Source organism: Micromonospora rubida (genome assembly GCF_009908295.1).
GTDB lineage: Bacteria > Actinomycetota > Actinomycetes > Mycobacteriales > Micromonosporaceae > Micromonospora > Micromonospora rubida.
The window spans coordinates 725,593-738,581 of the sequence record NZ_JAAALO010000002.1 but is presented as its reverse complement, the minus strand read 5'-3'; the positions used below and the strand labels follow the sequence as shown (position 1 = coordinate 738,581).

Genomic DNA, 12,989 nt, shown 5'->3' with positions numbered 1-12,989 from the left:
TCCCACCACCGTCCGCCCCACCTGTCCCACCTGGGCCGTTCGCCCCACCCGGGCAGCCCGCGTCCGGTCACGACGCGGCAGCCACAGGGGCCGTCGATTCCGCCGAGTTGCGCGCCGCCCGGCCGTTCCGGCTACGTCCCGTCCTCGATGACACCACGCCCGCCGAGGCCCCCGGCCAACCGCCGGCCCCCGGCCAATCGCCGGCCACCACCAGCGCCGGGCCCGCCGCCGTGCCCGCCACGAGCGCGATCGGACGGCTCATCCGGACCCCACCCGCGCCCGTCCCGACGGGCGCATCCCCGTACGCGGCCCGCCGATCCGCACCCGAACCGGGATCCCCGGCCAACCCGGTCGACGAGGACCGGCAGTCGGACCACACCTCGGCGGTGTTGCCGCAGCGCGTCCCCGCCGAGCCGGACGTGCCCGTCGTGCCGGAGCTGCCAGCCGTGGAGCCACCCGCCGAAACCCCGGAACTCGCCCGCATCGCCACCCATCTACGCAGGGACGACGAGCCCGCGCCGCCGCAGGAACGGCCCGAGGGGTTCGACGTCAACGCGATCCTCGACGCCGTCCGGGGGGTCGCCGGGGTGCGGGACGCCGCGCTGCGCCGTACCCCGGCCGGGGCGCACAGCCTCCGCCTCGACCTCGCCGACGGCGCGGACCCGGCCGAGGTGAGCCGGCACGTCGCCCGCCTGCTCCAGGAGCGGATGGGGCTGGCCGCCGCGCCGCAGAACGTCCCCGGGATTCCCAACACCCCGCCGCCCCCGCCGGTGCGGCGCCGCTCGGCGGACCCGCTGCCCGACGCCCGGGTCCCCGACGCCAGGGGTGCCGGGCCGCGAGCGCCCGAGGGCCGCGCGCCGGCCGAGGCCCCGCCGTACCGGGTCGACCACCGACCCGAGCCGGCGGGTGAGCCGCCGCGCCGCCGCCGCCAGCCGGCCGGGCATCGTGGCCGGGCCGTCGTGGAGGAGCCGGGCCAGGTCACGACGGCCGGCGCCGCGACCGGCAGCCCGGCGACGCTCGGCGCCTCGTACTCGGGCGGGCAGATGACCACGACGGAGACCGCGCCGTCGCGACCGCTGGACACCGGCGGCGTGCCGGGCCCCCGAGTGGTGATCGACCACGTCCAGGTCAGCACGTTCGGCCTCGACGCCACCGTCGAGGTACGGCTCTTCGCCGGCGCGGAGAGCGCGGCGGGGCACGCCACCGGGCCGGCCGTGGACGGCTACGTGTTGCGGCTCTGCGCGGTCGCCGCCGCAGCGGCGGTCGACAAGCTGCTGCGTGGCGAGGAGCAGGACGCCGATCAGGGGCGGTGCTTCGTCGAGCACGCGGCGGTGGTGCCGTTCGGCAACTGCGAGGTGGCGACGGTCGTGGTGCTGCTGGTCTGCGACGGCTGGGTCGAGCAGCTCGCCGGGTCGGCGCTGGTCGCCGGCGATCCGCGGCAGGCCGTGGTCCGGGCGACTCTGGCGGCGGTCAACCGGCGGCTCGAAGCACTGCTGGCCTGACCGGTCACGCGGCTGGCCTGACCTGACCGGTCACGCGGCTGGCCTGGCCTGGCCTGACCGGTCACGCGGCTGGCCTGACCGGGCTGGAAGGTGGGCGGGCCGGTGCGAGGGTCCAGGTGCGACGGCGCGAAGGTTGGGGCGTGGCACACACCTCGGGTCCGCTGCCACCCGGTGCCGGGCCGGGCAGAATTGAGCCATGAAACGTGCCACCCTCGGGCCGGACCACCTCCTACCCGGGCACGAGGATCCGCCGCCGTGGCCAGGCCGGGAGGTACGCCTCGACGGCTCGGTCACCTACGTTCGGGACACCCCGGCCACCGCCCCCGGCGCGGAGCCGGCGCTCTACGTGCACGGCCTCGGCGGTTCGTCGCAGAACTGGACCGACCTGGCCGGGCTCCTCGCCGACCGCCTCGACGGCCAGGCGATCGACCTGCCCGGGTTCGGGCACAGCGAGCCGGGGCGCCGGTACACGATCCCGGCCTTCGCCGACCGGCTGGTCCGCCTGATCGAGCACGCCGGCCGAGGGCCGGTGCACCTGCTCGGCAACTCGCTCGGCGGGGCGATCTCGGTACGGGTCGCGGCGCTGCGCCCCGATCTGGTGCGCACCCTGACGCTGGTCTCCCCGGCGCTGCCCTTCCTCGACTTCCGCCGGTCGTTGCAGGGGCGGATGCTGCCGGTGCTGGCCATCCCCCGGGGGGAACGCCTCGTCGGCTGGCAGTTGGCCCGGGTGGCCCCCGAGGTGATGGAGCAGCAGATGATGGAGTCCTCTGTGGCCGACCTGACCCGGATCAGCGAGCAGCGTCGGCGGGAGGCGCTGGAGGAGATCCGGGCGCGCTACCACGCCGAGCACCACGCCGCCGCGTACGTGCGCAGCTTCCGGGGACTGGTGTCCAGCTTCCTGCGCTCGTACCTGCGGGGGTCGGAGTCACTGTGGCGGATGGCCGCGGCGGTGCCCACTCCGACGCTGGTGATCGGCGGTTCCCACGACCGGTTGGTCGACGTGCGGGTGGCGCCGCAGGCCGCCCGGGTGATCCCGGACAGCCGGCTGCTGATGCTCGACGGGGTGGGCCACGTGGCCCAGATGGAGGTGCCCCGCACGGTGGCCCGGGCGGTGCTCGGGCTCCTCGCCGAAACGGAGGACGCCGTGGCCCGCCGCGACATGGCAGGCTGACCGGGATGCCCCGATCCCTCTCCCGCCGCGCTCCTCGTACGAGCCTCCCGGCGGCTCCTCTCGCGCGCCCGGCCGGTCGCCGGTGGCGGACGGTCCTTTCGCTGGTCACGCTCGCCGGGTGTGTGCTGGCCGGGCTGATCGGGCAGCCGACGGCCGGCCCGGTGCAGCGGTCGGCGGGCAGGGTGGCGGGGGCGGCCATGGACCAGCCGGCGACCGCCCCGGCCGACCCTTCCGCCCCGGCCGACCCCTCAGGCCCGGCCGGCCCGTTCGACCCGTTCGGCCCGGCCGTCGCGTCCTCCGGGGCGGTGTCGACCCACCCGGCCACGCCGACCTCCGGCGGTTCCGCGTCGCCGGTGCTGCGGCTGCCCGGCCCGGTGCCGTCGGCCGGCCGGGGTGGCTTCCGGTACGACGACCGGGCCGGCGAGGTGCTCGGCACGTCCGGCCGGCTGCGCCGCTACCGAGTGGCGGTGGAGCCGGAGACGGGCGAGGACGCGTCGGCGTTCGGCACGGCGGTGCAGGAGACGCTGGCCGGGCCGGGGAGCTGGGTGGACGGCGGCCGGCTGCGGTTGCAGCGGGTGCCGGGCGGGGCCCCGCACGACTTCACGGTCTACCTGGCCACGGCGCGCACCGCGGGCCGGATGTGCGCGGCCGGCGGCGTCGACATCCGGGTGGGCGGCCGGCCGTACACCTCCTGCCGGGCGCCCGGAAAAGTGATCATCAACCTGGACCGGTGGCGGAACTCGGTGCCGCACTTCGTGTCGGCCGGCGTACCGCTGTCGGTCTACCGGACGTACGTGGTGAACCACGAGGTCGGGCACGAGCTCGGGCACCACCACGAGCGCTGCCCGAAGCCGGGCCGGCCCGCGCCGGTGATGATGCAGCAGACCCTGTTCCTGCGGGGGTGCGTGGCCAACCCGCAGCCGTACCTGGACGGCCGCCGGTACTCCGGCCCACCGCTCTGACCGGGGGCCGGCGACCGGGCGACGCGAGCCGGCAACGCGAGGGCTTTTCACGGTGGATGCGGTAAATGCCCGGAAATGGCCCGCTGGTCTGGCAGGCTGGTGGCGTGACTTCGGCGTCCTCTTCCGGGTCGTCCCGCCCCGCCCGTCCGTGTCCCGACATGGCCGGGCGGCGGGCGGGTCGGCTCCGCCCGCGTACGCTGCTCGCCGGTCTTGGCGGCCTCGCCGGGCTGGTGGCGCTCGTCGGGGCGGCGGCCCTGGTCCTCGGCGGCGGTCCTGCGGCCGGCCCCGCCGGCACCGGCGGAAGGTGGGTCCTGCCCGGCGGCGGCGCGGGGGACCAGGGCGTTCCGGCGGGCCCGGCCGCGTCGGCCGGCTGGCCGAGCAGCGGCCCCGGCCGGTTCGCCCCGGCGGCGGGCCAGACCCCGGTCCGGGGCGCGGACGGCCCGGTGCGCCGCTATCAGGTGCTCGTCGAGCAGGGCACCGGCCAGGACGCGGACGCGTTCGCGGCCACCGTCGACGAGGCGCTCGGCGACCCGCGGAGCTGGATCGCCTCCGGGGAACTGCGGGTGCAGCGGGTGGCCGAGGCCGCCGACGCCGACTTCACCGTCTACCTGGCCACCCCGGTCACCTCCGAGCGGATGTGCGCGCTCGGCGGGTTGAGCACCGAGCGGTACACCTCCTGCCGGCTCCCCGGCCAGGTGATCATCAACCTGGCCCGCTGGATGGAGGCGGTCCCGGACTACGGCGCGCCGCTGGCGGTCTACCGCAGCTACGTGGTCAACCACGAGGTCGGGCACGAGTTCGGTGAGCTGCACGAGGCCTGCCCCGGGCCCGGCCAGGCCGCGCCGGTGATGCAGCAGCAGACGTACGGCCTGGATGGCTGCGTCGCCAACGCCTGGCCCTACCTCGACGGGGACCGGTACGCCGGGGAGCCGATCCCGGGCGTCTGAGATATTCCCGCTCCCGCATTTCGGGCGACGTGGCCCTGCTCATGGCCGAAGCCGCCGCGGCGAGCAACAATGGCGCGGTTGCCACCGCCGATCCCGGGGAGTCCACCGTGCCGTTGCCCCCGCTCGTCGAGCCCGCCGCCGAGCTGACCGTTGACGAGATCCGTCGCTACTCCCGCCACCTGATCATCCCCGACGTCGGGGTCGAGGGGCAGAAGCGACTGAAGAACGCCCGGGTGCTCTGTGTGGGCGCCGGCGGCCTCGGCTCGCCGGCCCTGATGTACCTGGCCGCCGCAGGCGTCGGGACGCTCGGCATCATCGACTTCGACACCGTCGACGAGTCGAACCTCCAGCGGCAGATCATCCACGGCGTCTCCGACATCGGCCGGTCCAAGGCCGAGTCCGCCGCCGCGTCGATCCGCGAGATCAACCCACTGGTCGACGTGGAGATCCACAACACCGCGCTGGACCGGGACAACGTCCGCGAGATCTTCTCCAGTTACGACCTGATCGTCGACGGCACCGACAACTTCGCCACCCGGTACCTGGTCAACGACGCGGCGGTGCTGCTCGGCAAGCCGTACGTCTGGGGGTCGATCTACCGGTTCGACGGCCAGGCGTCGGTGTTCTGGGCCGAGCACGGCCCCTGCTACCGCTGCCTCTACCCGGAGCCCCCGCCGCCCGGCATGGTCCCCTCCTGCGCCGAGGGCGGCGTGCTCGGTGTGCTCTGCGCGTCGATCGGCTCGATCCAGGTCAACGAGGCGATCAAGCTGCTCGCCGGGATCGGGGAGCCGCTGGTCGGCCGGCTGATGGTCTACGACGCCCTGGAGATGGAGTACCGCAAGATCAAGGTCCGGAAGGACCCGAACTGCGTGCTCTGTGGCGAGAACCCGACGGTCACCGACCTGCTGGAGGACTACGAGGACTTCTGCGGCGGGGTCTCCGAGGAGGCCCAGGAGGCCGTCGTCGACGCGACCATCACCGCGGCCGAGCTCAAGGAGTGGCAGGACGCCGGCAAGGACTTCTTCCTGGTCGACGTCCGCGAGCCCGCCGAGTACGAGATCGTCCGGATCCCCGGCTCGACGCTGATCCCCAAGGGCGAGATCATCTCCGGCGAGGCGCTGGCGAGGCTGCCGCAGGACAAGCAGATCGTGCTGCACTGCAAGTCCGGCGTCCGGTCCGCCGAGGCGCTCGCCGCGCTCAAGGCGGCCGGCTTCGGCGACGCGGTGCACGTCCAGGGTGGCGTGCTGTCCTGGATCAAGCAGATCGATCCCTCGCTCCCCGCGTACTGAGCCTGGCGTAGGTGCCCCTTCCCGACGGAAGGGGCACCTACCCGTTCCTGTCGCTAGGCCGACCGTCCGAGGCGTGATCGCGTTTGCGCCGGTAGCGTGGCTGCCGTGGTCGACTTGGAAGCCGCGATCGGCTTCGTGGTGGCGCACGGCGACGCGGTGGACCGCGCCCGGCTGTCCTGGCTGCGCGCCGGGGCCGCACCGTCGCCGGAACTGCTCGACATCGCCGAGGTCGGCCAGACCCCCGACGGCGGCTGGCCGGCGGTCTGGGGCGGCGACGTAGCCTCGGTCGACGCCACCTGTTTCCGCCTCGCCGAGCTGGACGACCTGGGCGCCCTCGGTCGTCCTGCCGCCCGCCGGGCGCTGGACTGGCTGGCGTCCCGGCAGCAGGCCGACGGCTGCTGGGAGGAGGCTCCCGCGCTGGCGGAGGCCTCCCCGGCGTGGGCCCGGCCGGGCGACCCCGAGGCCCGCCTCTATCTGACCGCCACCGCCGCCTTCTGGCTGACCGTGGCCGGCCTGGACGCCCGCGCCGCCGGGCCGCTGGACCACCGGGTCGGTGGCGGGTACGCCGGGGTGGTGCACACCGCCGCCCAGGCGCTCGGCGCCGAGCTGAAGCCGGACGGCACCTGGCCGTCGTACCTGGCTGTCGGCTGGCTCAGCGCGGCGGTGTTCCACCGGCAGGAGATGTTCTACGAGTCGGCCCGGATCCAGGTGGTGCTCGCCGACCGGATGCCGGGGATCTCCCCGGCCGACGCCGCCTGGCTGGCCGCCGCACTGCGCCGGGTCGGCGTCGAGGAGCAGCACTGGACCCTGGTCGCGGCGCGGCGCCGGCTGGCCGGGACCCAGCGCAGCGACGGCGGCTGGGAGAGCGACGACGGCCACCACTTCGACGTGCACACCACCCTCGCGGCCATCCGTGCCTGCCGCTGACCCGCCCGCCGCCCACGGCGGGAGCTTCCGGCGGTTCGTCGGCCGGTACGGCGACCTGCTCATGTTCCTGGTGCTCGCGGTGCTCGCCGTCGTCCTGCTGGTGGTTTGGCGAACCTGGGACGTGGAGCTGCTGGAGTACGGCTGGTTCCAGATACTGGTCTTCCTGGTGGTCGCCGCTCCGCTGGTGGCGCTGCGGTTCTGGGGCGAGGGCGCGCTGCCGCCGGCCGGGGGTACACCGGGCCGGCGACGCCCCCGCGGTCAGCGCGAAAAGCCCCGCCGGTCGGGTCGCCGTCGCCGTCGCTGACCGGGCCGGCACCCGTGCCTACCCCCGCAGGTGGCCGTCGCCGGTGACGACGTACTTGGTGCTGGTCAGCTCGGGCAGGCCCATCGGGCCCCGGGCGTGCAGCTTCTGCGTCGAGATGCCGATCTCCGCGCCGAAGCCGAACTCGCCGCCGTCGGTGAACCGGGTCGAGGCGTTCACCATGACCGCCGCCGCGTCCACCCGGGCCACGAACTCCCGGGCCGCCGACTGGGAGTCGGTGACGATGGCCTCGGTGTGGCCGCTGCCGTACCGGCGGATGTGCGCGACCGCCGCGTCGAGCGAGTCGACGACGGCGACCGAGATGTCGGCCGACAGGTACTCGGTGGCGTAGTCCTCGTCGGTGGCGGGCACCACCGCGTCGGAGCGCGCGGCGACCTCGGGGGAGCCGTGCACGGTGACCCCGGCCTCGGCGAACGCGGCCAGCACCGCCGGCAGGAACGCGTCCGCGATCCCGGCGTGCACCAGCAGCGACTCGGCGGTGTTGCAGGTGGACAGGCGCTGGGTCTTGGCGTTGAGGGTGATCGCGACGGCCTTGGCCAGGTCGGCGGCGGCGTCGACGTACACGTGGCAGTTGCCCACCCCGGTCTCGATCACCGGCACGGTCGACTCCTCGACGACGGTGCGGATCAGCGACGCGCCCCCGCGCGGGATCAGCACGTCGACCAGGCCGCGGGCGCGCATCAGCTCCTTGACCGAGTCGCGGGAGGTGGCGTCGAGCAGCTGCACCGCGTCCGCGGGGAGGCCCGCGTCGGCGACGGCGTCGCGGAGCACCGCGACCAGGGCGGCGTTGGAGTTCGCTGCCGAGGAGGAGCCGCGCAGCAGCGCCGCGTTGCCGGACTTCAGGCAGATCCCGGCGGCGTCCACGGTCACGTTCGGGCGGGCCTCGTAGATGATGCCGACGACCCCGAACGGCACCCGGACCTGCCGCAGCTCCAGGCCGTTGGGCAGGGTCGAACCGCGGACCACCTCGCCCACCGGGTCGGGCAGGGCGGCCATCTCGCGCAGCGCGTCGGCGATGCCGGCCACCCGGCCCGCGTCGAGGGCGAGCCGGTCCAGCACGGCCGCGCTCAGCCCGGCCGCACGCCCGGCCGCCAGGTCCGCCGCGTTCGCGGTCAGGATCTCGGGGGTACGCGCCACCAGCGCGTCGGCCATCGCGGCCAGCGCGCCGTCCTTGACGGTACGGGTGGCGACGGCCAGCGCCTCCGCCGCGCCCCGGGCCCGCCGGGCCTGCTCGTCGACGCTCATCACGTACTCCTCACGGTGTGGGGGAAAGGCCCCTGTCTACAGCAGTACCAGGTCGTCGCGGTGGACGACCTCACGTTCGTACGCCGGGCCGAGGGCCGCGGCGAGTTCGCCGGTGGACCGGCCGAGCAGGCCGGGCAGCTCGACGGCGTCGTAGTTGACCAGTCCCCGGGCGACCGGCGCGCCCCCGGCGTCGACCAGGTCGACCGGGTCGCCCGCAGTGAACGTCCCGTCGACGGAGGTGATCCCGGCGGGCAGCAGTGACTTGCGCCGGCCCACCACGGCCGCGACCGCACCCTCGTCGAGGTGCAGCCGCCCGCGCGGGGTGGTGGCGTGGGCCAGCCAGAACAGCCGGGCGGTGGGGCGCCGCCGCCCGGCGTGGAACAGGGTGCCGACCTCCTCGCCGGCCAGCGCCCCGGCGGCCAGCGGCGCGGCGGTGAGCACGACGGGGATGCCGAAGCCGGTGGCGATCCGGGCCGCCTCGACCTTGGTGACCATGCCGCCGGTGCCGACCCCGGCCCGGCCGGCCCCGCCGACCTGCACGCCGGCCAGGTCCCGCTCGTCGCGGACCTCGGTGATCCGGGTCGACTCGGGTCGGGCCGGATCGCCGGTCCACAACGCGTCGACGTCGGAGAGGAGCACCAGCAGCTCGGCGTGGACCAGCGCGGCGACCAGGGCGGCCAGCCGGTCGTTGTCGCCGAACCGGATCTCCTCGGTGGCCACCGTGTCGTTCTCGTTGACGATCGGCACGGCCCGCAGGTCGAGCAGCTTGCGCAGGGTCCGGTACGCGTTGCGGTAGTGCGCCCGCCGGGTCACGTCGTCGACGGTGAGCAGCACCTGCCCGACGGTCAGGCCGTGCCGGGCGAAGCCGGCCGCGTACCGGCCGATCAGCAGGCCCTGGCCGACGCTGGCCGCGGCCTGCTGGGTGGCCAGGTCGCGGGGGCGTCGGGTGAGGCCGAGCGGGGCGAGCCCGGCGGCGATCGCGCCGGAGGAGACCAGCACCACCTCGCGGCCGGCGGCGGCGAGCGCGGCGAGGGTGTCGACCAGCGCGTCGACCCGGTCGTCGTCGAGGCCGCCGGACGCCGTGGTCAGCGAGGACGAACCGATCTTGACGACGATCCGCCGGGCCGAGGTGACTGCTTCGCGCACCCGCCCATTCTGCGCGGTCGGTCCCGCCGCCCCCGTGGCCGTTCCCATACTCTGGCCGGTCGGGACAGCTGAGGAGTGGCGCGGGTGACACCTGAGGAGTACGTCGAGGCGGTGCTGGAGCTGGTCGAGCGCATCCCGCCGGGCCGGGTGATGTCGTACGGCGCGGTCGCCGACGCGCTCGCCGAGCGCTCGGGGCGGGCGTCGGCGCGGCTGGTCGGGTCGATCATGGCCCGGCACGGGGGCGGGGTGCCGTGGCATCGGGTGGTGAACTCCGCCGGCCGGCTGCCGCCCGGCCACGAGGTCGAGGCGCGGGCCCGGTTGCGTGCCGAGGGCGCCCCGCTGCGTCCCTCCGGGGTGGACATGGCGGCGAGCTGGTCGCCGGAAGAGGGGATGTGACCTCGGCCATAACGTGAGTAACATTCGGCGTCATGACGCTGCCGCCGGCCGGACCCGGCACGCCGCCCGGGGAGCCGACCCACCGGGCGAACGGCGGGCTGCCCCGCCGGGTGCACCTCGGCTATGCGCTCGGCTCCCTGGCGACCGGGGCCTTCGGCACGGTGCCCGGGCTGCTGCTCCTGCCGTACCTGACCGACACCCTGGGCGTCGCCGCCGGGGCGGCGGCCCTGCTGGTGCTCCTGCCGAAGGCGTGGGACGTGCTGGTCAACCCGGTCGTCGGCCGGATCTCCGACCGGACCAGGTCACGCTGGGGGGCCCGCCGGCCGTACCTGCTGCTCGGCGGGCTCGCCCTCGCCGTGCTGTTCGCCGCGATCTTCGCCGCCCCGTTCGGGTCGGGCCCGGCCGCCGCCGGGTACGTCGCCGTCGCGTTCCTGGCCACCGCGACGGCGTTCGCCTTCTTCCAGGTCCCGTACGTGGCGATGCCGGCCGAACTGACCGACGACCACGCGGAACGTACCCGGCTGATGAGCTGGCGGATCGCGGTGCTGGCGGTGGCCATCCTGGTCTCCGGCGCGGTCGCCCCGGCCGTGGTGACCGCCGGTGGCGACGGCGTCCCCGGGCACCGCTGGATGGGCCTGTTCGTCGCCGCGCTGATCGTGCTCGGCGCGGTCGGGGCGTTCCTCGGCACCCGGGGTGCGCCCACCGGCACGGTCGGCGAGAGCGAGCCGACCCTGCGCGCCCAGCTCGCCGTCGCCGGGCGGAACCGGCCGTTCCGGGCGCTGCTGGTCTGCTTCGTGATCCAGTCGGCCGGGGTGGCCACCATCCTGGCCGGGGTCAGCTACTTCGCCGGCCAGGTGCTGCGCGACCCGGACACCGGCCCGACCGTGCTGTTCGCCTGCTTCGTCGGCCCGGCGCTGCTGGTGATGCCGCTGTGGACCCGGGTCGGCGCCCGGGTCGGCAAGCGGGCCGCCCTGGTCGCCGCGTCGGTGCTGCTCGCGGCCGGCGCGATCGTCCTGGTCGCCGCGCCGGTGCTGCCGGCCGTCGCGGTCTACCTGGTGGTCGCGGTGATCGGCGTCGGGTACGCCGGCCAGCAGGTCTTCGCGCTGGCCATGCTGCCCGACTGCATCGCGTACGACACCGCCCGCACCGGCCGTCGGCAGGCCGGCGTGTTCACCGGCCTGTGGACGGCGGGGGAGACCTTCGGCCTCGCCCTCGGCCCGGGCATCTACGGCCTGGTGCTCCAGCTCAGCGGCTACGTCTCGTCCGACACCGGCGCGGCGGCCGCCCAGTCCGGCACCGCCCGTCTCGGCGTCCTTCTCGGCTTCACGATCCTGCCGGCCCTCCTGGTGGCCCCGCCCCTGCTCCTCCTGCGCCACTACACCCTCACCCCGGCCGACCTGACCACCGCCGCCCCCCAGCACCGCTCCGCCGATCATGGAGTTGTGCTGGGGGAGAAAAGTCGCTGACCGCCACGAGAAGGGCACCACCACCTGATGATCGACGACCAGGACACCGGCCGGGCGCTGCCGGAGCGCGGGGTGCCGGCCGAGCGGGTGCTCCGGGAGATCCGGGGGCTGCGCGAGGGGGACCGGCCGACGCACGGGGGGCGGCTGTTCGCGTACGTGTACGACCCCGCCGTGCCGGGGCTGGACGAGCTGGCCGCCGCCGCCCACGCCGGGAGCGCACACGTCAACGGGCTCGACCCGACCGCCTTCCCGTCTCTGCTGGCGATGGAGAACGCGCTGGTCGGGGCGGCGGCCCGGCTGCTCGGCGGCGGCCCCGGCACGACCGCCCCGGACGTCGTCGGCAGCGTCACCAGCGGCGGCACCGAGTCGCTGATCCTCGCCGTGAAGGCCGCCCGGGACGCCCGCCCCGACGTCGCCGAACCTCGGATCGCGGTGCCGGTGACCGCGCACGCGGCGTTCGCCAAGGCGGCCCACTACCTGCGGGTGGCCCTCGACCCGGTGCCCGTCGACCCGGACACGCTGCGCCCGTCGGCCGCCGACGTGGCCGCCGCGATCCGCCCCGACACCGTGCTGGTGGTCTGCTCCGCCCCCTCGTACGCGCACGGCGTGATCGACCCCGTCGCCGACATCGCGGCGGTGGCGGAGGCGGCTGGGGTGCGCTGCCACGTCGACGCCTGCTTCGGCGGCTGGACCCTGCCCTGGCTGCGCCGGCTCGGCGCCCCGGTGCCGCCGTTCGACTTCGCCGTCGACGGGGTCACCTCGATCTCGGTCGACCTGCACAAGTACGCGTACGCCCCGAAGGGCGTCTCGGTGCTGCTGCACCGCGACCCGGCGCTGCGCGCCCCGCAGTACTTCGCGTACGCCGACTGGCCCGGGTACACCATGATCAACCCGGTGATCGCCTCCACCCGCTCCGGCGGGCCGATCGCCGCCGCGTACGCCACCCTGCGTCACCTCGGCGAGGACGGCTACCTGCGGCTGGCCGGGGCCACCCGGGACGCGGTGGCCGGGCTCGCCGACGCCGTGCGGGGCGTCGACGGGTTGCGGCTGATGGCCGAGCCCGAGTCGACGGTGGTCTGCTTCACCTCCGTCGACCCGGGGCTGGACCTGTTCGTACTGGTCGACGAGCTGACCGTGCGCGGCTGGCACACCCAGCCCCAGCTCGCGTACGGCGAACTGCCGGCCAGCGTGCACCTCACGGTGACCGCCTCGGTGGCCCCCCGGGTGGCGGAGTTCGGCCCCGACCTGGCCGACGCGGTGGCGGCGGCCCGGGCCGCCGGGCCGGTCGAGCTGCCCCCCGAGCTGACCGCGCTCGCCGCGACCCTGACCCCGGACGCCCTGACCCCGGAGCTGGTCGCCGGCCTGGCCGCCGGCCTCGGCCTCGGCGGTACGCCGTCCGGCCCGGGCGGCGCGGCGTCCGGCGGTGCGCCGTCCGGCCCCGGGGCCTTCGCGCCGGACGCCACCGTCAACGCCCTGCTCGACGCCGCCCCGCCGGCCCTGCGGGAGCGGCTGCTGGTCGAGTTCGTCGGCCTGCTGCAACGCCCGACCTACTGAGCGGCCCGGCCGGGCCGTCCGGTGGCTGTGGTTGACTGGCGCTGGGAGAGAGGGGGCCGGTC

At 75.6% G+C, this 12,989-nt stretch carries 10 protein-coding genes and 2 pseudogenes; 10 read left to right on the top strand and 2 right to left on the bottom strand.

The annotated features are described in order from the left end of the window. Positions 1 to 71 precede the first annotated feature (71 nt). The 7 genes and pseudogenes from GVV04_RS34735 to GVV04_RS07825 form a co-directional block, all read left to right on the top strand. Positions 72 to 1,502: pseudogene (locus GVV04_RS34735) on the top strand (hypothetical protein); the annotation flags it as partial. 196 nt (positions 1,503 to 1,698) lie between these two features. After that, positions 1,699 to 2,673, top strand: a complete 975-nt coding sequence (locus GVV04_RS07850) for an alpha/beta fold hydrolase (RefSeq protein WP_161686041.1) — start codon at positions 1,699 to 1,701, stop codon at positions 2,671 to 2,673. 122 nt (positions 2,674 to 2,795) lie between these two features. Beyond that, a complete protein-coding gene (locus tag GVV04_RS07845; RefSeq protein WP_328822258.1) occupies positions 2,796 to 3,635 on the top strand; it encodes a DUF3152 domain-containing protein in 840 nt (279 codons plus the stop codon). Positions 3,636 to 3,793: 158 nt separating this feature from the next. Continuing rightward, entirely contained in the window at positions 3,794 to 4,582 is a 789-nt protein-coding gene (locus GVV04_RS07840; RefSeq protein ID WP_161686037.1) for a DUF3152 domain-containing protein, read from the top strand. A 1-nt stretch (position 4,583) separates the two neighbouring features. Further along, positions 4,584 to 5,871: pseudogene (gene moeZ, locus GVV04_RS07835) on the top strand (adenylyltransferase/sulfurtransferase MoeZ). Between the two features lie 105 nt (positions 5,872 to 5,976). Next, entirely contained in the window at positions 5,977 to 6,798 is an 822-nt protein-coding gene (locus tag GVV04_RS07830; RefSeq protein WP_161686035.1) for a prenyltransferase/squalene oxidase repeat-containing protein, read from the top strand. Further along, the gene (locus GVV04_RS07825) at positions 6,785 to 7,102 is read left to right on the top strand and encodes a hypothetical protein (protein WP_161686033.1); all 318 of its coding nucleotides are present in this window, start codon (positions 6,785 to 6,787) and stop codon (positions 7,100 to 7,102) included. The genes GVV04_RS07830 and GVV04_RS07825 overlap by 14 nt, the downstream gene beginning before the upstream one ends. Positions 7,103 to 7,120: 18 nt before the next feature. Here the strand turns inward: GVV04_RS07825 and GVV04_RS07820 are convergent, their stop codons facing one another. Continuing rightward, positions 7,121 to 8,365, bottom strand: a complete 1,245-nt coding sequence (locus GVV04_RS07820; RefSeq protein ID WP_161686031.1) for a glutamate-5-semialdehyde dehydrogenase — start codon at positions 8,363 to 8,365, stop codon at positions 7,121 to 7,123. A 36-nt stretch (positions 8,366 to 8,401) separates the two neighbouring features. Then, positions 8,402 to 9,559, bottom strand: coding sequence for a glutamate 5-kinase (gene proB, locus GVV04_RS07815; RefSeq protein ID WP_161686029.1), 1,158 nt, complete (start codon positions 9,557 to 9,559; stop codon positions 8,402 to 8,404). Positions 9,560 to 9,595: 36 nt separating this feature from the next. On the opposite strand from proB, the gene GVV04_RS07810 reads away from it, so the two are divergent. The 3 genes from GVV04_RS07810 to GVV04_RS07800 are packed head-to-tail and all read left to right on the top strand — an operon-like array spanning position 9,596 to position 12,927. After that, positions 9,596 to 9,907 carry an MGMT family protein gene (locus GVV04_RS07810; RefSeq protein WP_161686027.1) on the top strand — a complete coding sequence of 104 codons (312 nt, stop codon included), beginning with the start codon at positions 9,596 to 9,598 and terminating at the stop codon, positions 9,905 to 9,907. Between the two features lie 32 nt (positions 9,908 to 9,939). Continuing rightward, positions 9,940 to 11,373 carry an MFS transporter gene (locus GVV04_RS07805; protein WP_161686025.1) on the top strand — a complete coding sequence of 478 codons (1,434 nt, stop codon included), beginning with the start codon at positions 9,940 to 9,942 and terminating at the stop codon, positions 11,371 to 11,373. A 27-nt stretch (positions 11,374 to 11,400) separates the two neighbouring features. Further along, positions 11,401 to 12,927, top strand: coding sequence for a pyridoxal phosphate-dependent decarboxylase family protein (locus GVV04_RS07800; RefSeq protein ID WP_161686023.1), 1,527 nt, complete (start codon positions 11,401 to 11,403; stop codon positions 12,925 to 12,927). Positions 12,928 to 12,989: the final 62 nt, after the last annotated feature.